Annotated in this window: 22 protein-coding genes and 1 tRNA gene; 10 read left to right on the forward strand and 13 right to left on the reverse strand. The window is 59.4% G+C overall.

Annotated elements, in window-relative coordinates; genetic code table 11:
* Positions 1 to 6 precede the first annotated feature (6 nt).
* The 3 genes from GGD46_RS07030 to GGD46_RS07040 form a co-directional block, all read right to left on the reverse strand.
* On the reverse strand, positions 7 to 1,188 hold the full coding sequence (locus tag GGD46_RS07030; RefSeq protein ID WP_184703005.1) for a DegT/DnrJ/EryC1/StrS family aminotransferase: 1,182 nt from the start codon (positions 1,186 to 1,188) through the stop codon (positions 7 to 9).
* Positions 1,185 to 1,754: an acyltransferase gene (locus tag GGD46_RS07035; RefSeq protein ID WP_184703006.1), complete on the reverse strand. Its 570-nt coding sequence runs from the start codon at positions 1,752 to 1,754 to the stop codon at positions 1,185 to 1,187. Before GGD46_RS07035 ends, GGD46_RS07030 begins: the two co-directional genes overlap by 4 nt.
* Positions 1,755 to 1,873: 119 nt before the next feature.
* Positions 1,874 to 3,217, reverse strand: coding sequence for a glycosyltransferase (locus tag GGD46_RS07040; RefSeq protein WP_184703007.1), 1,344 nt, complete (start codon positions 3,215 to 3,217; stop codon positions 1,874 to 1,876).
* Positions 3,218 to 3,596: 379 nt separating this feature from the next.
* Here GGD46_RS07040 and GGD46_RS07045 point away from each other — a divergent pair, with 379 nt between their 5' ends.
* The gene (locus GGD46_RS07045; RefSeq protein WP_184703008.1) at positions 3,597 to 5,630 is read left to right on the forward strand and encodes a glycosyltransferase family 2 protein; all 2,034 of its coding nucleotides are present in this window, start codon (positions 3,597 to 3,599) and stop codon (positions 5,628 to 5,630) included.
* A gap of 159 nt (positions 5,631 to 5,789) precedes the next feature.
* Here GGD46_RS07045 and GGD46_RS07050 read toward each other — a convergent pair.
* From GGD46_RS07050 to xylF, 4 genes are all read right to left on the reverse strand, one after another.
* Positions 5,790 to 5,866: transfer RNA gene (locus tag GGD46_RS07050), tRNA-Arg, on the reverse strand.
* A gap of 160 nt (positions 5,867 to 6,026) precedes the next feature.
* The gene (locus GGD46_RS07055; RefSeq protein ID WP_184703009.1) at positions 6,027 to 6,809 is read right to left on the reverse strand and encodes an ATP-binding cassette domain-containing protein; all 783 of its coding nucleotides are present in this window, start codon (positions 6,807 to 6,809) and stop codon (positions 6,027 to 6,029) included.
* Positions 6,810 to 6,824: 15 nt separating this feature from the next.
* Positions 6,825 to 8,153: a sugar ABC transporter permease gene (locus tag GGD46_RS07060; RefSeq protein WP_184703010.1), complete on the reverse strand. Its 1,329-nt coding sequence runs from the start codon at positions 8,151 to 8,153 to the stop codon at positions 6,825 to 6,827.
* Between the two features lie 290 nt (positions 8,154 to 8,443).
* Positions 8,444 to 9,484 (reverse strand): D-xylose ABC transporter substrate-binding protein, encoded by a 1,041-nt coding sequence (xylF, locus tag GGD46_RS07065; protein WP_184703011.1) that lies wholly within the window; start codon positions 9,482 to 9,484, stop codon positions 8,444 to 8,446.
* A 223-nt stretch (positions 9,485 to 9,707) separates the two neighbouring features.
* Between xylF and GGD46_RS07070 the strand changes: the two genes are divergently transcribed.
* On the forward strand, positions 9,708 to 10,949 hold the full coding sequence (locus tag GGD46_RS07070) for an ROK family transcriptional regulator (RefSeq protein ID WP_184703012.1): 1,242 nt from the start codon (positions 9,708 to 9,710) through the stop codon (positions 10,947 to 10,949).
* A gap of 105 nt (positions 10,950 to 11,054) precedes the next feature.
* Here GGD46_RS07070 and GGD46_RS07075 read toward each other — a convergent pair whose 3' ends face one another.
* The 4 genes from GGD46_RS07075 to iolG all read right to left on the reverse strand — a co-directional run bounded on the left by GGD46_RS07075 (position 11,055) and on the right by iolG (position 13,546).
* A complete protein-coding gene (locus GGD46_RS07075; RefSeq protein ID WP_184703013.1) occupies positions 11,055 to 11,687 on the reverse strand; it encodes an ATP-dependent Clp protease proteolytic subunit in 633 nt (210 codons plus the stop codon).
* A 44-nt stretch (positions 11,688 to 11,731) separates the two neighbouring features.
* Entirely contained in the window at positions 11,732 to 12,091 is a 360-nt protein-coding gene (locus tag GGD46_RS07080) for an SRPBCC domain-containing protein (RefSeq protein ID WP_184703014.1), read from the reverse strand.
* Positions 12,088 to 12,402, reverse strand: coding sequence for an ArsR/SmtB family transcription factor (locus GGD46_RS07085; RefSeq protein WP_184703015.1), 315 nt, complete (start codon positions 12,400 to 12,402; stop codon positions 12,088 to 12,090). Before GGD46_RS07085 ends, GGD46_RS07080 begins: the two co-directional genes overlap by 4 nt.
* 151 nt (positions 12,403 to 12,553) lie before the next feature.
* Positions 12,554 to 13,546 carry an inositol 2-dehydrogenase gene (gene iolG / locus GGD46_RS07090; protein ID WP_184703016.1) on the reverse strand — a complete coding sequence of 331 codons (993 nt, stop codon included), beginning with the start codon at positions 13,544 to 13,546 and terminating at the stop codon, positions 12,554 to 12,556.
* 231 nt (positions 13,547 to 13,777) lie between these two features.
* On the opposite strand from iolG, the gene GGD46_RS07095 reads away from it, so the two are divergent.
* A complete protein-coding gene (locus tag GGD46_RS07095) occupies positions 13,778 to 14,038 on the forward strand; it encodes a hypothetical protein (RefSeq protein ID WP_184703017.1) in 261 nt (86 codons plus the stop codon).
* Here the strand turns inward: GGD46_RS07095 and GGD46_RS07100 are convergent, their stop codons facing one another.
* The gene (locus GGD46_RS07100) at positions 14,039 to 14,512 is read right to left on the reverse strand and encodes a hypothetical protein (RefSeq protein WP_184703018.1); all 474 of its coding nucleotides are present in this window, start codon (positions 14,510 to 14,512) and stop codon (positions 14,039 to 14,041) included. It abuts the gene before it with no gap.
* Positions 14,513 to 14,578: 66 nt separating this feature from the next.
* Positions 14,579 to 15,586 (reverse strand): LysR family transcriptional regulator, encoded by a 1,008-nt coding sequence (locus GGD46_RS07105; RefSeq protein WP_184703019.1) that lies wholly within the window; start codon positions 15,584 to 15,586, stop codon positions 14,579 to 14,581.
* A 270-nt stretch (positions 15,587 to 15,856) separates the two neighbouring features.
* Here GGD46_RS07105 and chvE point away from each other — a divergent pair, with 270 nt between their 5' ends.
* The 7 genes from chvE to catB all read left to right on the forward strand — a co-directional run bounded on the left by chvE (position 15,857) and on the right by catB (position 25,125).
* A complete protein-coding gene (chvE, locus tag GGD46_RS07110; protein WP_184703020.1) occupies positions 15,857 to 16,921 on the forward strand; it encodes a multiple monosaccharide ABC transporter substrate-binding protein in 1,065 nt (354 codons plus the stop codon).
* A gap of 105 nt (positions 16,922 to 17,026) precedes the next feature.
* Positions 17,027 to 18,565, forward strand: a complete 1,539-nt coding sequence (mmsA, locus tag GGD46_RS07115; protein WP_184703021.1) for a multiple monosaccharide ABC transporter ATP-binding protein — start codon at positions 17,027 to 17,029, stop codon at positions 18,563 to 18,565.
* Entirely contained in the window at positions 18,562 to 19,770 is a 1,209-nt protein-coding gene (mmsB, locus tag GGD46_RS07120) for a multiple monosaccharide ABC transporter permease (RefSeq protein WP_184703022.1), read from the forward strand. Before mmsA ends, mmsB begins: the two co-directional genes overlap by 4 nt.
* A 118-nt stretch (positions 19,771 to 19,888) precedes the next feature.
* Positions 19,889 to 20,887: an AraD1 family protein gene (gene araD1 / locus GGD46_RS07125; RefSeq protein WP_184703023.1), complete on the forward strand. Its 999-nt coding sequence runs from the start codon at positions 19,889 to 19,891 to the stop codon at positions 20,885 to 20,887.
* A 65-nt stretch (positions 20,888 to 20,952) separates the two neighbouring features.
* Positions 20,953 to 22,386, forward strand: coding sequence for an aldehyde dehydrogenase family protein (locus GGD46_RS07130; protein WP_184703024.1), 1,434 nt, complete (start codon positions 20,953 to 20,955; stop codon positions 22,384 to 22,386).
* A 64-nt stretch (positions 22,387 to 22,450) separates the two neighbouring features.
* Positions 22,451 to 24,196, forward strand: coding sequence for an L-arabinonate dehydratase (gene araD, locus GGD46_RS07135; protein WP_184703025.1), 1,746 nt, complete (start codon positions 22,451 to 22,453; stop codon positions 24,194 to 24,196).
* 293 nt (positions 24,197 to 24,489) lie between these two features.
* A complete protein-coding gene (gene catB / locus GGD46_RS07140) occupies positions 24,490 to 25,125 on the forward strand; it encodes a type B chloramphenicol O-acetyltransferase (protein WP_184703026.1) in 636 nt (211 codons plus the stop codon).
* Positions 25,126 to 25,212: the final 87 nt, after the last annotated feature.

Here is a 25,212-nt window from a genome sequence, read left to right on the forward strand (position 1 = left end):
GTCCTCTTAAATCGCGCGTCGGGAAAGCGAGTTGTCGCCGATGGGCACTCGATCGGGATTCTCGTGCGCCGCCAGAAGCGTGTTGACTACTCTCGCCAGCTCGTTTGCGGTTAGCGCACCGTAGAATGGTAGGCAGAGCACTTCGCCCGATGCCTTTGTGGCGACCGGAAGGTTGGAAGCCTGTGCCGATGGTAGATCTTTGTAGTGCGGGGCCGAACTGCACAACGGATAGAAGTATTTGCGCGGCAGGATGTTTTCGCTGCGGAACCGCGTGTAAAGCGAGTCGCGGCTGAAGCCCGCTCTTTCCGCATCGATACGGATAGGCAAATACTGATAGCTCGGGGTTACATTCGCCTGCGGTTCCATCAACGTAATGCCGCGCATAGCACTCAGGAAAGGCCTGTAACGATCGAGCAGGGCCTTGCGGCGCTCCCACTCGGCCTCGACCATGTCGAGCACCAGCAGGCCGATGGCGGATTGAATCTCGTTTGCCTTGCCATTCAACCCCGCGCTGAGAATTGTCTCTTCATTTGCGATGCCGAAGTTGCGTTCGAGATAGATTTTCCGCTGGAGTGATGGATGCGGCGACAGCAACCCACCGCCTTCGATCGTGTGAAACAGCTTGGTGGCATGAAAGCTGTGCATCGTGACGTCGCCGAAGCGGCTGATTGGAATGCCGTCGATACGGCTGCCGAACGCATGTGCCGCGTCATAGACAACCTTGAGGTTATGACGCGTTGCAATCGTGTCGATGGCCCGCACGTCGCACGCGATTCCATAGACATGGACGCCCAGGATGGCGCAGGTTCTCGGCGTGATGAGCTGTTCGATACAGGCCGGATCCAAGGTGAGCGTGATCGGATCGATATCGCAGAAGACCGGCGTGAGCCCACATGCCGTTATGACATGAACGCTTGCCGGAAACGTGAATGGCGTGACGATCACCTCTCCACCCGCGGGCAGATCCAAAACGCGAAGAGCGGCATAAAGGGCGTTGGTGCCGTTGTTGAACAAGCTCACAAACGGCATTTCCAAAAAATCGGCGAGCCGGCTTTCGAGCGCGCCATGTTGCGCACCCATATTGGTCAACCATTGCGAGGACCAGATTTCGGCGATCTTGCGTTGTACGTCTGCTTGATCGGGCAACAGAGGACGAGTGACCGCGATGGATGAAAGCTCGTTGCTCATAGGCGTTCCTCAAGTTTCTTTTCGTGGAGAAGAAAATCCCGCTGGCGGGATTTGAGGCGCCGAGCGGGATTTCCTGCATATATCGTGAACGGTTCCAGGCTTTTCGTTGCCAAGCTCATGGCGCCCAATGCGGCTCCCTCACCGATGAGGACGCCGGGCAACAGGACGCTGCCAGTGCCGATGATGGCGTGTCGGCCAATAGAGACAGTTCCGGATATGATGTTCGTCAGTTCCTTGGGAACGGTCGGATTGGTCAGCCATAACCCGCTATAGTCGTCGCTGTGAGCGTAAACGGAGACGCGAGCGGAGAGGCCGCTAAAGTCCTCCATGGAGATACCCGCAGCATCGCTGCCGCCATGGAGGACGCAGTGGCTGGCGATGTGGATGTAACTACCGAGAGTAATCGTGCCGCTTAGTATCGTGTAGTCATCAATGCGAACATTGTCCTTCATGGACATCGACGCGGCGCCGTAAAACCTTGCGTATCGGCTGATCTGGCAATTTCTTCCGAAACTGCGGAAGCCGACAGCCTGCAACTCCTGCTCGGACAAGAAGCTCGTGCTCATTCTGAGTTCCGTTTTTGGTACCTACAACCGGATAGCTCCGGCCGCTTGCGTGGAGCTTGAGGAGGTTGGTGGCGGGTGCTAGACGCTCAGCCGATTATTTCGGCAAGGCCTGGGTCCGGCTATCCGGCGATTCCGGTGTACAGCCCCTCGGCGAGCCGTCGCCACGTCAGGCCGGCCACGCTTTCGATGGCGGCTTGCCGCATTCTTTGGCGTTCGTCGGCGGCGAGCGATACGGCGCGCTCCAACGCCTTGGAAAGGCCTGCCGGGGTGGTTGCGTCGTAGACGATGCCGTTCACGCCGTCGTGCACGGTTTCCGGCAAGACCCCGAGATTGGGAACGATAACCGGTCGAGAAAACGACAGGGCATTCAACGCCGAGCCAGAGGTGAGGATTCTGCTATAGGGTAGGACCGCGAAATCCGACGCATTGAATATCCATTGCAGCTCCGCATCGCCGAGGCGCCGCTCGATCAACGTGATGCCGGGCACATTGCCGGCCATCTGAGCAACCGTCCCGGGGACGTAAGGCGGCATCGGCTGACCCGCGATGACGAGACGGATGGATGGATGCTTCATACGAATGAGACGGAATGCCTCGATGAGCGGCTGGATGCCCTTATAAGGCCGGAGCATGCCGATGAACGAGAAGACGATGTCGCTTTCGGCAAGACCCAGGCGCGCGCGCGCCGTCGCTTCGCTGACGAAATTCTGATAGACGCCCACGTAGTTGGGATGGGGGAGGATGACGATCCTGTCCTCCGGCAGCGGAAACTCCTCCTGCACGACCTGTATGGCGCCCGCAGAGTGCAGATGTATCCTGTCCGAGCAGGCGGCAATCTCGGTTGACAATGCCCGCTCCACGGCAAGGTAGGGGCTTTCGTGCGAAAGGGCGTTGTGAATCGTCCAGATGACAAAGCCGCCGAGGCTGCGGAATGTCCGAAGTTTCGAAATGAAAGCATCCTTCAGCGTTTCTGCAACGGCGTGGTTCGGCGCGTAGGCGACGATGGTGTTTGTCCAATGCAGGTGGAAGATATGCTTGCGCCGCACGCTGCCGCGCTCCGCCCGCAAGGCGGCGATGGCCTGATCTATCGTGCCGGGACCGATCGTACTTTCATCGGGAAACGACACTTGTATCAGTGGCTGATAGGGGTTTGCGGCGCCGTAGTCGGGGAAGAAATGGATACGGGCGGCGTTTGAGGTCGGCAGTGGCACGGGAGCCGTGCCTTGCGGGAGAAGCGGTCGAGAAGGCGTGACGCTGGCATGGCGTGCATCGCCGAGCGCGTCGAAGCATCGCCCTTGCTCCGTTCGCAGCAGCTTGAACAACTGCACCATCTCAACCTGGAAATCTGTCAGGACCTGTTGTTGCGCAACCACTTCCGAAACGCGCGTTTCAAGTGCGGCAAGCTGCGCCTGGTCGATAACTCCCCCATGCACCACAGTCTTCATGAGATTCAGGTCGTCCATTCTGCCCACGCCCAGTGATCATCGAAATCTGCATATCGCTTAATCCGGATTCCTTGCGCCGGCCTGTCTTTGTTGCGTGCAGGTGTCGACCTGATGCCTGTGTTCGCGGCGGGGCGGGCAGGCGGCTGTTTCTTACAGGCTCACGCAAGCTTGTCGACCTAACTCTAGGAAGAGGCGGTTCTCGCTGAAATGCACGGCGGTTGGCTGGTGTTGTGATGCTTGCGCTCGGGACGGGCGTGGGTCCTTTGCAATTGCTTGGCTATTTTCGAGCGGATCGCAAAGAAGGCGATCGTCGCCGGCAATTGTTCTGCGGGCGTTATGAGTTGGGCGCCCGTTGCATGTGAAGCACATCCGGAATCCATATTTGGGCGATACGCTAATGGCTGACGACATCATCACGAATTCCGAAGAACAGCATGACGATGCGAGCCGCCGGATCGCGGCGATCAACAGGGATCTCGATGCGATCCTGGCGCAGCAGCGGCAGATGGTCGACCTATATGTCGAAGGCGCGGAGCTGCTGCAGGGGCTGTTCAAGGATCAGCAGGATCGCTTCGCTTCGTTGGGTAATCAGTCCTCGATGGAGCCCGCCGCCGGTCAGAGCGAAGTTCAGCCGATCGATTTCGTTGTGCCGGTCTACAATTCGCTTCACCATGCAAGGCTCTGCATCGCCAGCATATTGCGGCATGCGACGCCGCCCTATCATCTCTTCGTGGTCGATGACAAAGGCGACAGCCATACGTCGCGCGAACTGGCGGCAATGGTCTCCGGCCTCGACAACGTGACCTTGATCGCCCATAGCCAGAATGCCGGCTACCTGAAATCGGTCAACGAGGCGCTGGGGCTCGGAAGGGCGGAAATCTGCGTTCTCGTCAACTCCGATGCGATGCTCTCTCCCGGCGCCTGCGAGCGCCTTCGCGATGGCTTTGCGCGTGACGCACAGATTGGCGTCATCACCGCCGTATCCACCTGGGCCAACTGGACGAAAATACCCTTTCCGCCCGGCACGAACATGCTGGACCTGCGGGAATTCATCGCGCGGCAGAATGATCTCGGGATTGCCGATATCGGAAACGCATCCGGCTTCTTCTTTGCGATACGGCGCAAGCTCTTCGACACGCTCGGTCTGTTCGACGAGGCCTATAATCCCGGCTATTGGGAGGAAACCGATTTCTGCATGCTTGCCCTGGAAAAGGGCTGGCGCGTCGTCGTCGATCGGCAGCTCTACATCTATCATCACGGATGGGGCAGCTTCCAGAGCACTGGCCGCGACGTTCACATGGCCCGCAACAGATCGACCTTCATGGCGCGCTGGGAACGGCAATATGCGGCGCTGGATGCAAATTGGCGCTTCCACAATCCGACCGACGCCGTCTCCTCGCGGCTTGCAGCCGTGTCGCATACCCGGTCCGACAAGCCGCGCATTCTCTTCGTGAGCATGGATGGCCGCAGAACTGAGCAGTCGATCGCGCTGATCCAGTTGGTCAACGGATTGGTGGCCGAGGGTATCAGCGCAAATATCGTCTACCTCAGCGGTATCGACGAAACGCTGCTGGACATGACGCCAATGTACTTCCGGCCGCTGATCATCGAGGCGTCCGTCGAGCAGATCAGAAGCTACAATATCTATGTCGGAACCTGCGAAAAAACATCCGAACTGATCGAAGCCTTTGATGCGTCGCTTGGGGCGGCTCTGTTCAGCTTCGTGACAAGCGATCGCGGCTCTCCGTTGCTCCGGCATAGCCCAAAAAAGGCACGTTCGATCGCACGTATACCCGGTTTGACGAATACCCGCGGCGATGTGCCAAGTGTGCTTCCCGGCGTCAATCTCGACATTTTCTATCCGCGCGATACGCCGCGCAGCAGTGACGTCCTTCTTTGCATCAGCGAGGAGGCGTGGAGGCTGGATCGGGCCGGAATTATTCGCTTCTGCGGCATGCTGAGCGAAGCGATGCCCGGTATCCGCCTTGCGGCAACCGGCCCTGCCGCGATGAAGAGCGATCTTCCGGCGATTGCCCATCGGGGCAGTCCGCACCGGATGACCGAGCTGGCGATTTGCTATTCCGAAGTCGAGATCGTTCTCCATTGGGGCGCGGAAAACCAGTCGAGGCTGACCTTCCTGGAGATTGCCGCGTGCGGCGGCATCGCAATGATGGATGTTAGCTCGGCAGAGGTTTGTGGTGCGGAGCACATGAAAAACAGCCTGCTGACGGACAGCCGCGACGCGCAATCGATGGTGGCCACAATCATCGGCTCACTCCAGTCGCCTTCGCTGCTGGCGACATTGCGGAACGGGGCTCTCTCTACCGCGAATTCCTGTCCTCTGCGGGCCGAGGCAGCGCAGATGGCATCGATTTTCCTGGAAGCCGGCACTGCATCCGCCTATTCCGACACGATGCAAAAGGCATCATAACCGGCGCGTCCGCCGAAGAGCACGGTGCGGGCAAGGATTGCAAACCGGCGGCGCATAATGGAGACGTGCCCTATGGTATGCCTATTGCCGAGGCATTGTGTGCATTCCTGCTGAGAACGGGTGACTGTTCGTTCTGGATAAGTGGAATTTCAGAAGAAATGGCGCACCCGACAGGATTCGAACCTGTGACCTTTGGAATCGGAATCCAACACTCTATCCAGCTGAGCTACGGGTGCATGCCTTAGGCGGGTTGAATCGCCTGTCCGATGGCTGGTTCTTAGCCTAGGAAGCGCTTGGCTTCAATGCGGAAAATTCAGGAAAACACAGATCGGGTAATTTATGAGGTAAGCCGCGGCCTTTGCGCCGCGGCTTCGTGTCGTGTGTGACCGTTTGCGCCTATTCTTTCATCGCGCCGGGGCCGGGGATGGCTTTTGGCGGGACCTTGCCGAGGATGATCATGCCGAGGACTTCGTCCTTGGTGACGTCTTCGGTGCGGGCGTGGCCGACGACCTGGCCGTTCTTCATGACTGAGACACGGTCGGCGAGGTCGAAGACGTCGTGGATGTCGTGGCTGATGAGGAAGATGCCGATGCCTTCCTTCTTCAGCTGCTTGATCAGCTCGCCGACCTGCGCCGTTTCCTGCGGGCCAAGCGCTGCCGTCGGTTCGTCCATGATCAGGATGCGGGCATCGAAGAGGATGGCGCGGGCGATTGCCACCGATTGGCGCTGGCCGCCGGAAAGCGCCTTCACGGGCTCCTTGAAGCGTTTGAAGTTGGGGTTGAGGCGCCCCATGACTTCGCGGGCCTTGGCTTCCATGGCGACGTCGTCGAGCGTGCCCCAGCGGGTCTGCAGCTCGCGGCCGAGATAGAGATTGGCGGCGGCGTCGACATTGTCGGCGACGGCGAGCGTCTGGTAGATCGTCTCGATGCCGTATTTCTTGGCGTCGCGCGGGGTGCGTATATCGGCGGGCTCGCCATTGATCAGGATATCGCCGCTGTCGCGCTTGTAGGCGCCGGAGAGGATCTTGATCAGGGTCGATTTGCCGGCGCCGTTATGACCGAGAAGGGCGACGACTTCGCCGGGGTAGAGGTCCACGGAGGCGTTGTCGACCGCGTGGATGCCGCCGAAGGCGATGGAAATGTTCTTCATTTCCACAAGCGGAGTGGTTTTATCCGTCATGGTTCAGAATTCCTTTTACTTGGCGCGCGAGCGGTAGACGATGTCGAGCCAGACGGCGACAACGAGAACGATGCCGACGACGACGTTCTGGATCGGCGTGTCGACATTGGCGAGGCCCATGCCGGATTGCAGCGATTGCATGACCAGGGCGCCGAGCATGGCGCCGGCGACCGTGCCGCTGCCGCCGGCAAGCGACGTGCCGCCAATGACCGCCGCAGCGATGGTGAAGAGTTCGTAGGTGGTGCCCTGCGAGTTGACGGCCGAATTCAGGCGGGCCGTCGAGATTGCTGCGGCGACCGCAGCAAGGAGGCCCATCAGCGCAAAGATCCTAACGATGACCCATCGGGTCTTGATGCCGGCGAGCTCGGCGGCTTCAGGATTGCCACCGATCGCGAAAACATAGCGGCCGAAGCGCAGACGTGTAGCGATGAAGGTCATCACGATGCCGATGACGACGGCAATGAGAACCGGAACGGAAATGCCATAGGGAATATCCAGGCCACCTTCGGGCCAGGCGATATTGTGTTCAGTGGCGTAGCGCTTGGCGATGCCGACCGGCCAGTTATAGCTGTTGAAAAGATAGATGGTACCGAGCACCACGACGGAGCCGAGGCAGCCGAGAAAATATTCTGCCCAGAGCGGACGGCGCGGAAAGCCGAAGCGCTTTCTCTGACGGCGCGAGCCGACGATGCCGGTGATGATCATCAGGCAGGCGAGGACGCCGACGATCCAGCTCCAGTTCGCCCCGATCGAACCGGTGGCGCCGCTGCCGCCCATGATGATGAAGGTGGAGTCCATCGGCGCAACGGTCTGGCCGCTGGTGACATACCAGGCAAGGCCGCGCCAGACGAGAAGGCCGCCGAGCGTGACGATGAAGGAGGGGACGTTCATGAAGGCGATGATCCCGCCCTGGAAGGCGCCGATGGCCGTACCGATCACAAGACCGCAGAGTAAGGTGATGATCCAGGTCCATGAACTGTCGAAGCCGAGATATTGCGGCAACCATTTGGCCTGCATGACGCCCATGATCATGGCGACGAAGCCAAGCACTGAGCCGACCGACAGGTCGATGTTGCGCGTGACGATGACCAGCACCATGCCGGTGGCGAGAACTGCGATTTCGCAGGTCTGCACCGAGAGGTTCCAAAGGTTTCTGGCTGTCAGGAACTCGCGGCCGTCGAATATCCGCAGATAAAGATCGAAGCCGATCCAGATGATCAGCAGCGCCGCTATCATGCCAAGCAGGCGGGTATCGATTTCGGTGGCGCGCAGGAAGCGCGTGATGGCGCCTTCTTCTGCATTGCGCGGACCGCTCGATGTTGTGGAATGTGTCATGTCGGCCATCGCTTTGCCGTTCTCCCACTGTTGGGCGCAGGCCCGCGATTGCACTTTGTTGATCGCTGGGCAGTATCCGCGCTGGTCACAATAGACGTCATCGCTCGCCCATCCGGTTTCTTCCGGTTCCACGACCGCCATCCGGCAGGCCGATCGGATATGCGATGACGCAACACGTGCGGGAAACCCTTCTCTCCATTCTGGCTGGAGTTGTCTGCTTCTTATCCGCATTCGACGCCGCAACGGGATCCCCTTGCGGCGTCGGCATTATATTCGGGTCAGCCCGTCAAGTCTGGTGCTTATTTGCAGGCCGCAACGCTGCCGGCCTTCACGCCCTGGCAAGCTTCAGCCTTGGAAATCCAGCCGGCGTCGATGACGACGTTCAGATTGTCCTTGGTGACCGGGATCGGGGTGAGGAAGACCGACTTCATCGGGACGTGCTTCGGACCGCCGTTGAAAGTCTGGACGCCGGAGATCTCGTCCAGCTTCTTGCCCTTGGCGAGGTCGATGGCAATCTCGGCGGCGCGTTTGCCAAGTTCACGCGAGTCTTTCCAAATGGAAACGGTCTGCGTGCCGAGCGCGATGCGGTTCAGGGCTGCCTTGTCGGCGTCCTGGCCGGAAACCGGAACGGAGCCTGCGAGACCCTGGGCGTCGAGGGCTGCGACTGCGCCGCCGGCGGTGCCGTCGTTGGAGGCGACGACCGCGTCAACCTTGTTGTTGTTGGCGGTCAGGAACTGCTCCATATTGCGCTGCGCGTTCTGCGGCAGCCAGCCGTCCGTATAGGCTTCGCCGACATTCTTGATCTTGCCGGCGTCGATCGCGGACTTCAATACTTCGATCTGGCCTGAGAAGAGGAAGTCGGCGTTCGGGTCGGAAGACGAGCCCTTGATGAAGACATAGTTGCCTGCCGGCTTTGCCTTCAGCACTTCGCGAGCCTGCATGCGGCCCACTTCCTTGTTGTCGAAGGTGATGTAGAAGGCGGCAGGGTTTTCGATCAGGCGGTCGTAACCAACAACCGGAATGCCTTCGTCGGCAGCCTTTTCAACGGCCGGGCCGATGGCGTCGGAGTCCTGAGCGAGAATGATGAGGGCGTTGGCACCCTGCGAAATCAGGGATTCAACGTCGGTCAGCTGCTTGGAAGCGGACGACTGCGCGTCAGCGGAAATATACTTGGCGCCGACGGCTGCGAGTGCCTTCTTGATGGCGGCTTCGTCGGTCTTCCAACGCTCTTCCTGGAAGTTGGACCAGGAAACGCCGACGACGAGATCCTTTGCGAAGGCTGCCGTCTGCATGGTCAAAACGATGGCCGCGCCCGCAGCCAGCTTAACAAAAGCTTTCATATTATCCTCCCGAGTGAACGCGGCCGGGCGTATCCTGAACTCCCGCCGGCCGCCGCGATAATGCTGACGAGAAAAGGTTTTGATTTTTTTCTCGACAGTCGAGAAATTAACTGTCAGAGATTTTTTCAACTGTCAACACCCGCATTGTCAGGCTAAATCGGTTGCCCGATAAGAGTCGTCCGTAGATGCGGAGGGGAGGGTGGAATGAGCGGGAGAGTTACCGATGCTGGCCAAATCGAGTACCGAATTGGTCCGTCAGAAGAACAGTGCCTTGGTTTTGTCGGCGTTGCGCCGACACGGCCCACTTGCGCATACCGAACTCTCTGATTTCACCAAGCTCTCATCCGCAACGGTTTCAGTCATCACCGCCGATCTGGAACGAGCGCAGATCATCGAGAAGGCGGAGCAACAGGCCGCCAGCGGTCGTGGGCGGCCGCGGGTCCTTTTCTCGCAGCGGCGGGATTTCGGTTATCTCATCATCGTCGTTATCTCTTCCGATGCCGTGCAATATTCGCTGGTGGACTATGCCGGTCGCCTGATCGACCGCTTCAGCGAGGAGCGGCCGCAGGAGGTATCTGGCGTTGGCCCATTCATCGCTGCTATGCGTGATGCTTTACGACGTATCGCCGCGCGTTCGCAGCTTGATCACGACAAGGTGCTGATGATCTCGATCAGCAGCAAAGGGTTGGTCGACAACTCCGAGACGGTGCTGCGCTGGTCGCCGATTTTCGGGCGGGACGAAATCGACTTCGCCGCCGTGCTTGCCGACGAATGGCCAGCAAAGATCATGCTCGGTAACGAGACCTTGCTCGTCGCCGCAGCTCTCGGCCGGCAGGAAGAAAACAACAAGGATTCCGATTTCCGCGCCATGGCGGCGCTATCGCTGGGGCACAGTATCGGCCTCGGCATCGTTCGCCGGGAAGAGGGGGGCGGGCATCAGGTCTCGGCCCCGAATTTCGGTCACATGATGCATGTGCCCGGCGGTGCCCTGTGTCGTTGCGGCGCACGGGGCTGCATCGAAGCCTATGCCGGCTTTTATGCCATGCTGCGCACCGCCTTCGACGTACCGCTCGATACCATCCCGGCGAAATTCGTTCCCATTGCGGAGCTGGACAAGATTGCGGTCAGCGCCCGCAACGGCGGCCGCCGGAATGTGCTTGCCTTCCGCCAGGCCGGTCTGGCGCTCGGCAACGGTCTTTCTCGCGTTCTCAGCTTGCACGAGCGCATGCCGATCGTCATCACCGGGCCGGGTGTGCGTTACTACGACCTGTTGATCGAGGGCATAACGGAAGGACTGGCGGAATCGCATGTCGTGCGCATGGAAGGCATGCCGGAACTGCGTGTTGCGCTTGACGAGTCGACGCTCGTTTTCGATGGGCATATCAACCGCGCTTTTTCAATCATCGACAATGATATCGTGAAGAGGGTCGGCTCGAGCATCGAGTTGCGGGCTCAGGCCGGTTGAGAGGTGACGATGATGCGGGTCGTGACAACGGGCGCCGAGCTGATACGCCTCAGCGTCTGTAATCGAATGCCGCCAAGCGAGGCATGATGCCGATCACGGCAGGCGCTATTGAGATCGTTCCGTCGTCTCAAGATGCTGATCCAGGTCGCGAATCTGCAGAATGCGGTCGATCAATCCCCATTCCAGCGCTTCTTCCGCGGTCATGAAGTAGTCGCGATCCATGGCGCGCTCGAATTCTTCGTAGGAACGGCCGCAATGCTCGGCATAGAGGCGTGTCATGCGGTGTTTCGTTCGCTTGATCTCCTCGGCATGGATAAGCATGTCGGACGCCTGACCCTGGAAGCCGCCCAAGGGCTGATGGATATGGATGCTGGCATTGGGCAGCGCGGCGCGCTGGCCTGGCTCGCCCGCCATCAGCAGGAAGGATCCCATCGAGCGGGCCGTTCCCATGCAGAGCGTGTGCACCGGCGCGCGGATGTAGCGCATGGTGTCGTACATTGCTAGGCCGCTGGTCACGACGCCGCCTGGCGAATTGATATAAAGGCTGATCGGCTTCTTCGGGCTTTCCGCCTCGAGAAACAGCAGTTGCGCGCAGACGAGAGCTGAGACGGTATCGTTCACCTCGCCATTCAGAAAGATGATTCTCTCGCGCAGCAGACGGGAATAGATGTCGAAAGACCGTTCCCCTCTGCTGGATTGTTCCACGACCATGGGGACGAGTTGCATCGCTTCGCGCATCGGCGAACTCCAATCGTTTGAAATTGTTGACGGTTTTGGCGCGGTTACGCGGCGCGCATGACGCAGAAGCCGTTGTTGTTCGCCGCAGCCTTCTCGGCCTTGCGAAGCCTGACATCATCAAGCTCATGGATGATGCGAAGGCTCGTGCCGCCGCTTGCGTTCGGTGAGATCCGGAAGATCACGGTGCTTTCGAAAAAGGGTGGCGCATCATCGCGCAACCGATAGCGCACCTCTTCACCCGGCGTGACCGAGATCGCCTCTGGATCGGCCAATGCCTCTTTCGGCAGCCAGTTTTCCCGAAGCTCGGGGGTGCTGACTGCGCGCCAGACCTTTTGCGGCGATTCGCTGAACTCGTATTCCAGCTCGATCGCGTTCTTCTGCTCCGGCATCTTCTGGCGGTTCATTGGTCCATATCCTTCAACAAGAGCTTGAGAGCTTCCATGCGTGCCGGCCAGTAGGCGCGGTATTTCGCCAGCCACTGGGCGATAAGGGCAAGCCCCTCCGGATCGACTTCGTAGTTCACGAAACGCCCCCGTCGTTCTTCCCTGACCAGCCTGGCGCTCCGCAGGACCGCGAGATGCTGCGACATCGCTGGCTGGCTGATGTCGACGCCTTCACGCAGGGCGCTGGCGTTCATCCCGCCCGCCGCCAGTTTTTCGAAAATGGCGCGACGGGTTGGGTCAGACAAGGCCCGGAATATCTCGTTCTCTATCATGAGAACAGATAAGCATGGACTTATGTGATTCGCAAGAGATTTCGCGTGGAGTGGCGGAGGCTGGACAGCGGCACGTCAAAGAAAAAGTCCGCCGCGAAGCGATTCGCGACGGACTTTTGGGAGGATCATATTCCCTGTGGGAACGGAGCTCTCAGTCGACCTTGATCAGGCGACCTTCCTTGACCGATTGCAGGGCGGCGTCCGCCAGCTTCAACGCAGCGAGGCCATCGGCACCCGACGGCGTGATGGCGGCGCCTTTTTCGATCGCGGCGATGAAGCTTGCGATCTCATTGGCATAGGCTTCGGTGTAGCGCGTCATGAAGAAATCATGCAGCGGCGGGCGGGTATAGCCATCGCCATTGGCGACTTCGATGGAGAAGGGGCGCTGGTTTTCGGCTGATACCATACCCTTCGAGCCGTGGATTTCGATGCGCTGGTCGTAGCCGTAGGTGGCACGGCGAGAATTGGAGATGATCGCCTGTTTGCCCGATGCCGTCTGGAGGATGACGGAAACGCTGTCGTAATCACCGGCTTCGCCGATCGCCTTGTCGACGAGGACTGCGGCGGTTGCGGTGACGGCGACCGGCTCTTCGCCGAGCAGGAAACGCGCCATGTCGAAGTCATGAATGGTCATGTCGCGGAAGATGCCACCTGAGCGCTTGATGTAGTCGACGGGCGGGGCGCCCGGATCGCGCGAAGTGATCGTCACCATTTCGACGGTGCCGATGCGGCCTTCGTCGATGGCCTTCTTGACGGCCATGAAATGCGGGTCGAAGCGGCGGTTGAAGCCAACCATCAGCTTGCCCTTGGTTTCATCGACGACCTTGATGCAGGCCTTGACGCGGGCGAGGTCGAGATCGACGGGCTTTTCGCAGAAGACGGCCTTGCCGGCGCGGGAGAAACGCTCGATGAGATCGGCATGGGTATCGGTCGGCGTGCAGATGACGACGGCATCGATATCCTTGGCGGCCTCGATCGCCTCGATGGTGCGCACTTCGCATCCGTAAGCGGCGGAGATGGCTTCGGCTGCTGCCGGAAACGCGTCCGCAACGGCCACGAGCTTGGCATTGGCGTCGCCGCTGACGGCCTTCGCATGCACCTTGCCGATACGTCCGGCACCGAGCAGACCAAATCTGACAGTCATTCTTACCTCCCAGGATTCGGAACAAATGAACCGAATAATAATCTATATGAAATTTTCATTCCATTTTCCGAAGGCGGCGTCAAGCCGCCAGTTCTTCACAATTGCGAAAACCGTCATACCATACTGCGATATCGGAAATTTGCCTGTGCGAGCTAATTTCATTCAAACTACTTCACAGCTTTCCCGGCGATGCGTTAAAGACAGATCTTCTTGAACAGGTGAACGAGACCCATGCAACTGATCGATCCGACCCATCCTATCTATAAGCCGCTTTGGGTGAGGATTCTGATCGTTGCCGTCTGCTTCGGGTGGTCCGCGGTCGAAACTCTCGGTTCACAGCCCTTCTGGGCCATGCTTTCGGGCGCGCTCGGAGCCTATGCGGCCTGGATGCTCCTGTTGAATTTCAAACCAGAGCCGCCCGCTGCCAACGTAGAGGCTGCGTCTCAGACTGACGCTGATGAAGACGAGACGCCTTCGGACGACAAGAAATAGTCATCGGGAGAGGCGTCGTATCGCCTCGTCGATCAATTGGTTGGCGAGTGTCATGCGGGTCGTTGCCTGCTCGCGGAAAGGTGCGGCAACACTGTCGGGATGATTGGCCTTGGCGAAGCTGCGGCGTTTTTCGTGAAGAGGATGGAGCGTGGTGTCCGACGTTATCGCCAGCTCCGCCGCAACCTCTTCCCGCGAGACCCGAGCCAGATGCTCCGGCATGACAGGCGGTTCCGGCTCCTTCGGCGCGGGTTCTGGCTCCGGCTCCGGTGGGAGCGGGACGATCGGATCGCCGAGATTATCGCGATAGGCGTCATCGGGGCGATGCGCCTCCGGCGTCTCGCCGCCAAGCACGGTTGCCGCAAAGCTGACATTCAGGCCGCGGATGCGATGCGCGAGCTCTTCCTTCTCGGAGGCCTCCTCTTCCGTATCGAGACGGTCAAGTACGGATTGAAACAATGATTGCTTGAACAGCATGCCGGCCTCCATGCCATCTCCATAGGAGCGGAACTTGGCGTGGGGCTTATGCGAGCGGCTCGGCCTTTATGTCAGAGAGAGGTTCTTGCTCTCTTCCAGGATCATGTCGTGCAGCAATCGGGCGCTTGGCGGCATGGCCCGCTCGCGTGCGGTGATGAGGCTATAGGGTCTGACGTCGATATCGAAATCGGTCGGCAATATGCAGGACTCGCCGGCCCGCGACGATTGCCCGCAGATGAATTGCGCCATATCGAGCGCGATCGGCGCGATTGCATCCGTCTTGCAGACCACGGCCAGCGTCAGCAGCAGCGACGAGGTATTGACGATATTTTCCGGCAGCGGCACGCCGGCGGCAAGGAAAATGTCCTCCACTTTACGGCGCAGCAAAGTTCCGGGCGGCTGGAAGACCCAATCGTAGCGACCGAGATCTTCAAGGCTTGCGGGACCTTTTTTGAGCAGCGGATGTCCGTTGCGGACGATGAGGCAGGCTTTCTCCACGCCGATTTCATGGGCCAGGAACAGGCGCGGGTCGAGATCATCGGGAATGCGGCTGATAATGAAGTCGTGACGCGCCGCCAGAAGCTCCCGGGCGAGAACGTTGCTGTTTTCCACCTCGATGTTGATCTCGATGCTCGGATAGCTGCGCGTGACCCGCTGGATGGCCGGTACGACAAGGCTGATGGCGGGCGCGGTTACGGCGCCGAGGAAGACCGATCCGCCCCTTCCTGTCCGCAGGGCTCCGAGTTCGCGGCTTGCTTCGCGCAGCTCGAGCAGGATCTTGCGCGCTCGCTTGGCTAGCGCCAGTCCGAAAGGGGTCAGGACCACGCCGCGCGCGACGCGCTCGTAGAGCGGGCTTTTGACGATGGACTCCATTTCAGAGAGCATGCGTGAAGCTGCAGGTTGTGACATGTTCATGGACTCAGCGGCGGCGGAGATCTGGCCGTGATCCTCGATTGTGACAATCATGCGCAGGTGATTAAGCTTCAGACCAGCCTTGAGCAGCGTGTCATCGCGAAAACTGTCGGAATGAATCTCGATGCCTTCGCTCACATAATCGTTATATATTTTCTCCATAACGGCCAAATTTCCCATTCGTCGGCAAAAAAGTACTATTTTTTATGATTATACCAAACCTGGTATATGTTTAGCCAGTTATTCTATTTGACAGTTATACGAAATCGTACGAGTTTGCCAATCGTGTGCTGGTTGCAGCTCATAAGCCGTGAGAGCGTGGAGGAGACCTACTTCGTTTCTCACAATTAGAAGTAAACCATTCCTTCTACGGAACTTGCTGCAGTTTCGGGCGGGCTCTTGCCCGTCATTTTATCAACAAGGGAGAGAGTAATGAAATCCATTATCTCATTGATGGCCGGCGTTGCGCTCGGCGTCACGACGCTGGTGGCACCTGCCTTCGCAGCGGATAAGGGAACTGTCGGTATCGCTATGCCGACCAAGGCATCGGCTCGCTGGATCGACGACGGCAACAACATCGTCAAGCAGCTTCAGGCTGCCGGTTACGGCACCGACCTGCAGTACGGCGACGACGATATTCCGAACCAGCTTTCGCAGATCGAGAACATGGTCACCAAGGGTGACAAGGTTCTCGTCATCGCTTCGATCGACGGCACGACGCTGTCCGACGTTCTGCAGAAGGCTCACGATGCCGGCATCAAGGTCATCGCTTACGACCGTCTGATCCGCAACAGCGGCAACGTCGACTACTATGCAACGTTCGACAACTTCAAGGTCGGCGTCCTGCAGGCTGGCTCGATCGTCGACTCGCTCGGCCTCAAGGACGGCAAAGGCCCGTTCAACATCGAGCTGTTCGGCGGTTCTCCGGACGACAACAACGCCTTCTTCTTCTATGACGGCGCAATGTCGGTCCTGAAGCCCTACATCGACAGCGGCAAGCTGGTCGTCAAGTCCGGCCAGATGGGCATGGACAAGGTTGGCACGCTGCGTTGGGATCCGGCAACGGCCCAGGCTCGCATGGATAACCTGCTGTCGGCTTACTACACCGATAGCCACGTCGATGCCGTTCTGTCTCCGTATGACGGTCTGTCGATCGGTATCCTTTCCTCGCTCAAGGGCGTCGGCTACGGCACCGGCGGCGTGAAGCTGCCGGTCGTTACCGGTCAGGACTCCGAAATCCCGTCGGTCAAGTCGATCATCGCTGGCGAACAGCATTCCACGATCTTCAAGGACACCCGTGACCTCGCCAAGGTCACCGTCGGCATGGTCAACGCTCTGATGGAAGGCAAGACGCCTGAAGTCAACGACACGAAGACCTACGACAACGGCGTCAAGGTTGTTCCGTCCTACCTGCTGACCCCGGTCGCAGTTGACAAGACCAACTACGAGAAGGTCCTCGTCGAGGGCGGTTACTACAAGGCTGACCAGCTCAAGTAATCTTCCAACATAGTGGTCGGGGCTCGCTTCGATGCGAGCCCCGGCTTTGATATTTAAGACGATCGCGCGGTCTGCTATGTTCGATCGCGGCGTTGGATTTGGACTATGGACGATACCATTCTCGAAATGCAGAACATCACCAAGTCGTTCCCCGGTGTGAACGCCTTGGAAAATGTCAATCTGAAGGTTCGTCAGGGCGAGATACATGCCTTGGTCGGCGAAAACGGGGCCGGCAAGTCGACCTTGATGAAGGTGCTCTCAGGCGTCTATCCCGCCGGCACCTATGAAGGCGACATCCACTATGATGGCGCTGTTCGTCAATTCAAGACGATCAGGGACTCCGAAGATATCGGCATCATCATCATCCATCAGGAGCTGGCGCTCGTCCCGCTTCTGTCGATTGCCGAGAATATTTTCCTGGGCAACGAGGTCGTTGCCAATGGCATGATCAACTGGCAGGAAACCTTCACCCGCACCAAGCAGCTTCTTTCCAAGGTGGGCCTCAAGGAATCGCCGAATACGCTTGTGACCGACATCGGCGTCGGCAAACAGCAGCTTGTCGAGATCGCCAAGGCCCTGTCGAAGAGCGTCAAGCTTCTCATCCTCGACGAGCCGACGGCGTCGCTCAACGAAAGCGATTCAGACGCGCTTCTCAATCTTCTCATGGAGTTCCGCACTCAGGGCATTACGTCGATCATCATCACGCACAAGCTCAACGAAGTGCGCAAGGTGGCCGACCAGATCACGGTGCTGCGCGACGGCATGACCGTGAAGACACTGAACTGTCATGAGGAAGAGATCAGCGAAGACATCATCATTCGCAACATGGTCGGTCGCGAACTCGCCGACCGCTATCCGCCGCGCTCGGTGCCGATCGGCGAGACGATCTTCGAAGTGAAGAACTGGAATGCCTTCCACCAACAGCATCGCGATCGCCAGGTGCTGCATGACATCAACGTCAATGTGCGCAAGGGCGAAGTCGTTGGTATTGCGGGCCTGATGGGGGCCGGACGCACCGAATTCGCCATGAGCGTCTTCGGCAAGTCTTACGGCCACAAGGTCTCCGGCGAAGTCTTCGTGGACGGCAAGCAGGTTGATACCAGCACGGTGCGCCGGGCAATCGATGCTGGTCTTGCCTATGTCACGGAAGATCGAAAGCAGCTGGGTCTGGTTCTGTCGAACAGCATCCTGCACAACACGACGCTTGCCAACCTGCTCGGCGTTTCCAAAGCGACCGTCATCGATGATGTGCGGGAGCTGCAGGTGGCGACGAACTATCGCGCCAAGCTGCGCATCCGTTCCTCCGGTGTCTTTCAAGAGGCGGGCAACCTTTCCGGCGGCAATCAGCAAAAGGTGGTGCTGTCGAAATGGCTGTTCTCGGATCCGGACATCCTGATCCTCGATGAGCCGACGCGCGGCATCGATGTCGGCGCGAAATACGAAATTTATTCCATCATCAACCAGCTTGCCGCCGACGGAAAGGGCGTTCTGATGATTTCATCGGAAATGCCGGAGCTTCTCGGCACTTGCGACCGCATCTACGTCATGAACGAAGGTCGCATCGTCGCCGAACTGCCGAAGGCAGAAGCGAGCCAGGAGAGCATCATGCGCGCTATCATGCGCTCAGGGGAGAAACAACAATGAGTTCGGCCAACCCAGCCACGGAAACCAGCCACGTCGTTTCGATCGGCGACCATATCCGCAACAATATTCGCGAATACGGCATGTTGATCGCCCTGGTCGTCATCATGCTGCTGTTTCAGTATCTCACGAACGGCGTTCTGTTCAGACCGCAGAACCTGACCAACATCGTGCTGCAGAACTCGTTCATCGTCATCATGGCGCTTGGCATGCTGCTGGTCATCGTGGCGGGGCATATCGACCTTTCGGTCGGCTCCGTCGTTGGCTTCGTCGGCGCCGTTGCCGGCGTGCTGGTCGTGCAGATGCATATGAACCTGGCGCTCGCTACGGTCATTTGTCTGTTGATGGGCGCTGCGGTCGGTGCCTGGCACGGATACTTCATCGCCTATCATCGCATTCCCTCGTTCATCGTCACGCTGTCGGGCATGCTGGTTTTCCGCGGTCTGACCTATACCATCATCAACACGACCGGTAACGGCAGCAGCATCGGACCGTTCCCGCCGGCGTTCCAGATCGTCGCGACCGGTTTCATTCCCGATTTCGTCGACATGGGCGGTATACGTTCGACGTCTATCTTCCTGACCATCGTCATTCCGATCGTCATGTTCCTCCTCGCCTGGCGTCGGCGCTCGGTAAACGAAAAGCACGGCATCGATGTCGAGCCATTCAGCTTCTTCCTCGGCCAGAATCTGGTGGTTGCCGCCGCGACCATCTTCATCGGCTATCAGATTTCCTCGTATAGAGGCCTGCCGAACGTTCTGATCCTCATGCTGCTGCTGATCGCGCTCTATAGCTTCGCAACACAGCGTACCACGATCGGCCGCCGCATCTATGCCATGGGCGGCAACGAAAAGGCGACGAAGCTCTCGGGTATCGATACCCGCCGCCTGACCTTCTACACCTTCATCAACATGGGCATCCTTGCCAGTATCGCCGGGATCATCATCGCGACGCGCCTGAACTCGGCAACGGCCAAGGGCGGCGACGGCCTCGAGCTCGACGTCATCGCGGCCTGCTTCATCGGCGGTGCATCTGCTTCCGGCGGCGTCGGTAAGGTAACGGGTGCCGTCATCGGTGCCTTGATCATGGGCGTCCTGAACCAGGGCATGTCGATCCTCGGCTACCAGACGGATTCCCAGAAGATGATCAAGGGCGCAGTGCTGCTCGCTGCCGTGTTCATCGACGTCTACAATAAGAACAAGGGTTGATCGCACAAGCGATCAACCGAGGCCTTTAAAACCAAATCCATGACAGAGTCCGGCTCTCGCTGAGAGCCGGAACGGCAAACTGCATCCGATCTCTGTCTATTCGGAAAGGATGAAAGACATGCTCATCTCGCAGATCAAGGGTTCGAACGGCGAGATCGTCGTTGCGGTGCGCAACGGACCAGGCGAAGCCGCCAAAACCGTCGTCAATGGCGGCAGCGTCTACAAGCTCGCGATGGAAGCTGCCGATAGCGGCAAGTCGCTTGCATCGGTCATTGAGGCTCACGGTCTCGGCGAGACCATCGATCTCGAAAAGGCCTATGCCGAAGGCCGTTTCCTGCCGCCGATCACGCATCCCGATGCGGCACATTTGCACCTGACCGGCACCGGCCTGACGCATCTCGGCTCGGCTGCGACGCGCGATTCCATGCACAAGAAGACGACGGAAGTTGCCGAGGAAACGCTGACCGACTCCATGAAGATGTTCAGGATGGGCATCGAGGGCGGCAAGCCGAAGGCCGGCGAAAAGGGTGTTCAGCCCGAGTGGTTCTACAAGGGCAACGGCCATGGCGCCGCAGCTCCGGGTGCCGCGCTCGTGTCTCCGTCCTTCGCGCTCGACGGCGGTGAAGAGCCTGAAATGGCCGGTATCTACGTTATTGCCAAGGATGGTACGCCATTCCGCATCGGCTTTGCACTGTCGAACGAATTTTCCGACCACGTCACCGAGCGGATCAACTATCTCTATCTCGCCCACTCCAAGCTGCGTCCGGCAAGCTTCGGCCCGGAAATCCGCATCGGTTTGGCGCCGGAGGATATTCGCGGCACGTCCCGTATCAAGCGCGGCGACAAGGTGATCTTCGAAAAGCCTTTCCTTTCCGGGGAGGCGAACATGTCGCACACCTTCGCCAACCTTGAATATCATCACTTCAAGTACGGCCTCTTCCGCGCTCCCGGCGATGTGCATGTGCACATGTTCGGCACGGCGACGCTTTCTTTCGCCGAGGGCATCAAGCCGGAAGCCGGCGATGTCTTTGAAATCGAAGTTGCCGATTTCGGCCTGCCGCTGCGCAATCCGCTAGCGGTTGCGGCTGAAGAGAATGTGGCTGTTCGCCAGCTGTAATTCGTCGAGCCCGGCTGTTAGGCTCGGCCGGGCATCTCCAATGCGAACCAGGAAGGCATGACGCCATGACCATTCATCAAAACTTGATCGCCGGCGAGTGGACCGGAACCGCCGGTACCGAGAACATCAACCCGTCGGACACGAATGAGGTCGTCGGCCTCTATGCGAGTGCGACCACGCAGGATGTCGCCGATGCGATCGCTGCCGCCAAGGCTGCCTTTCCGGCCTGGTCGCGGTCCGGCATTCTGGAGCGCCACACGATCCTGAAGAAGACGGGCGAGGAGATCCTGGCACGCAAGGAAGAGCTCGGCGCGTTGCTCGCCCGCGAAGAAGGCAAGACGCTTCCGGAAGCGATCGGCGAGACGATCCGTGCTGCGCAGATTTTCGAGTTCTTTTCCGGCGAGGCGCTGCGCCTGGCAGGCGAGATATTGCCTTCCGTACGCCCGAACATCGGTGTCGAGATCACCCGCGAGCCGCTCGGCGTCATCGGCATCATCACTCCTTGGAACTTTCCGATCGCCATTCCGGCCTGGAAAATCGCGCCGGCGCTCTGCTACGGCAACACAATCGTCTTCAAGCCGGCCGATCTCGTGCCAGGCTGCTCATGGGCGATCGTCGATATCCTCCACCGTGCCGGTCTGCCGAAGGGTGTCATGAACCTCGTCATGGGCAAAGGCTCGGTCGTCGGCCAGGCCATGCTCGACAGCCCGGTTCTTTCCGGCATCACCTTCACGGGCTCTGTCGGCACCGGCAAGCGTGTGGCGTTGTCTTCCGTCGAGCATGGCCGCAAGTACCAGCTCGAAATGGGTGGCAAGAACCCGATGGTCGTGCTTGACGATGCCGACTTGACGGTTGCCGTCGAGGCCGCCGCCAATTCCGCCTTCTTCTCGACTGGTCAGCGCTGCACCGCCTCGTCGCGCCTCATCGTTACCGAAGGCATTCACGACAAGTTCGTGGCGGCGCTGACGGAGAAGCTGAAGACACTCAACGTCGACAACGCCCTGAAGTCCGGCACCCATATCGGCCCTGTCGTCGATGCCAAGCAGCTGAAGACGGATACCGACTACATCGAGATCGGCCGGCAGGAAGGCGCAAGGCTCGCATTCGGCGGTGAACTCGTCAGCCGCGAGACGCCCGGCTTTTACCTGCAGCCGACGCTGTTCACCGAAGCGACGAACCAGATGCGCATCAGCCGCGAAGAGATCTTCGGGCCGGTGGCCTCCGTCATCCGCGTCAAGGATTACGACGAGGCGCTCGCTGTTGCCAACGACACGCCGTTCGGCCTGTCCTCCGGCATTGCCACCACGAGCCTGAAGCATGCGACGCATTTCAAGCGCAACGCGGAAGCCGGCATGGTGATGGTCAACCTGCCGACGGCCGGCGTTGATTTCCACGTGCCGTTCGGCGGCCGCAAGGGTTCGTCCTTCGGTCCGCGCGAGCAGGGCAAATATGCCGCCGAGTTCTTCACCACCGTCAAGACCGCCTACACGCTGGCCTGATCATCGAATTCAAAGCCCCGGGCGCGAACGAGGCGGCCCGGGTGACACAAAGGGTACCGAGACTATGAAAAAGAAAGCTGAATGGCCGCGCAAGCTGCGCTCTTACGACTGGTTCGGCGGCACCGGCAAGAACGCGATCATGCATCGCTCCTGGATGAAGAACCAGGGCTTGCCGGCCGATACGTTCGACGGTCGTCCGATCATCGGCATCTGTAACACCTGGTCGGAGCTGACGCCCTGCAACGCGCATCTGCGCGATCTGGCGGAGCGCGTGAAGCGCGGTGTCTACGAAGCGGGCGGTTTCCCTGTGGAATTCCCGGTCTTCTCCGTCGGCGAAAGCACGTTGCGCCCGACGGCGATGATGTTCCGCAACCTCGCTGCCATGGACGTCGAAGAAGCGATCCGCGGCAATCCGGTCGATGGCGTCGTGCTGCTCGGCGGCTGCGACAAGACCACGCCGAGCCTGCTGATGGGGGCCGCTTCCGTCGATATCCCGGTCATCCTCGTTTCCGGCGGCCCGATGCTGAACGGCAAGTGGCGCGGCAAGGATGTCGGTTCCGGCACGGCGATCTGGCAGTTCTCGGAAATGGTGAAGTCCGGCGAAATGTCGCTGGATGAATTCATGGATGCGGAGCAGGGCATGGCACGCTCGGCCGGCAGCTGCATGACCATGGGCACGGCCTCGACCATGGCGTCGATGGCCGAAGCGCTCGGCATGACGCTGCCCGGCAATGCCGCCATTCCCGCCGTCGATGCGCGCCGCCGCGTCATCTCGCAACTGTCCGGCCGCCGCATCGTCGATATGGTCAAGGAAGACTTGAAGCCTTCCGACATTCTGACCAAGGAAGCCTTCGAAAACGCGATCCGTGTCAACGGCGCCGTCGGCGGCTCGACCAATGCCGTTCTGCATCTACTGGCGCTTGCCGGCCGTGTCGGTGTTGACTTGTCGCTGGACGACTGGGATCGTCTCGGCCGCGAAGTGCCGACGATCGTCAACCTGCAGCCGTCCGGCAAGCATCTGATGGAAGAGTTTTACTATGCCGGCGGTCTGCCTGTCGTCATCAAGGCAGTCGGCGAAATGGGCCTGCTGCACAAGGATGCGATCACGGTCACTGGTGATACGATCTGGGCCGGTGTCAAGGATGTCGTCAACTACAATGACGATGTCATCGTTCCGAAGGAAAAGGCTCTGACGCAGTCGGGCGGCATCGCCGTTCTGCGCGGCAATCTCGCGCCGAAGGGGGCTGTCCTGAAGCCGTCCGCCGCTTCGCCGCATCTGATGCAGCACAAGGGTCGTGCTGTCGTCTTCGAAAGCATCGAGGACTATCACGCCCGCATCAACCGCGAGGATCTCGACATCGACGAGAGCTGCATCATGGTGCTGAAGTACTGCGGCCCGAAGGGTTATCCGGGCATGGCCGAAGTCGGCAATATGGGCCTGCCGCCGAAGGTGCTCAAGAAGGGCATCACCGACATGATCCGCATTTCCGATGCGCGCATGTCCGGCACGGCCTACGGCACCGTCATCCTGCATACGGCTCCGGAAGCTGCCGATGGCGGACCGCTGGCGCTGGTTCAGAACGGCGACATCATCGCCGTCGACGTGCCCGCCCGTACCATCCAGCTCGAAGTTTCGGACGAGGAACTGGCAAAGCGTCGCGCTGCCTGGGTTTCCCCGGTCAAGCCGCTGACCGGCGGCTACGGCGGTCTCTATGTGAACACTGTCATGCAGGCCGATACCGGCGCCGATCTCGACTTCCTCGTCGGTCCGCGCGGCTCGGAAATCCCGAACAATCGCGACAGCCACTAAGATCGGTGTTTTGAAGTACAGCCAGGGGCGGGATGAAAATCCCGCCCATTCTTTATGGCGTGCACTGGATGCAAGGTTAAAGTAGCAACCTCGGCATGTGTTGAAAGTGGGTGTTCTTGTCTTGCTGGCCTTCCCGGGATATGAGGGCGGCATGAAGCTTTGTCGAAGTATCATCTGCATCGTGCTCTCGCGCTAAATGCGTGGAGAGCGTGAGCGCGAGCGATGGTCAAATCGCTCGCGGAGTTGCCGCTTGCCGTTCCGCAAGCGCATTTTCTCATGCAGTGAGTTCTACAATGGACAATTTTTTCGAGAGCCCTTTCAAGGGCAAGACCCTCGTCGAGCAGGTCACCCATCCCAACATCCTCGTCGGCCGTTACAGCTACTATTCGGGCTATTATCACGGCCACAGTTTTGACGACTGCGCACGATTCCTTCCTCCGGCGAAGGGTGTCGACAGGCTGATCGTCGGCAGCTTCTGCTCGATCGGGTCAGGTGCCGCCTTCATCATGTGCGGGAACCAGGGTCACCGCCACGATTGGATCAGCACATTTCCCTTCTATTGGATGTCGGAAGTTTCCGCTTTTGCAGAGGCGGAGAACGGTTACCTGCCGGCAGGGGACACCGTGATCGGCAATGACGTCTGGATCGGTTCCGAGGCGATGGTGATGCCGGGCGTCAAAATCGGCGACGGAGCGGTCATCGGCACGCGCGCTCTGGTGACACGCGATGTCGAACCCTACGCCGTCGTTGGCGGCAATCCCGCCCGCACGATCCGCAAACGGTTTGACGATGATCGCGTGCGACTGCTTCTTGAGATGAAGTGGTGGGATTGGTCGGACGATCAGCTGAAGGCGGCCATGCCGATCCTGACCGGCGGCGATATTGAAGCTCTCCATCATCATTGGCAGGACGCTGTGAAATCTGACTGATCCTGAAGCGGGCAGTTGATGCCCGCTTCAGCCAGAACGGTTGGCCGCAGCAACTCTCGATCCTCGAGGTGTTGCGGCCAATCCGGA

The organism is Martinezella lusitana, assembly GCF_014207095.1.
Taxonomy (GTDB): Bacteria; Pseudomonadota; Alphaproteobacteria; order Rhizobiales; family Rhizobiaceae; genus Rhizobium; species Rhizobium lusitanum_B.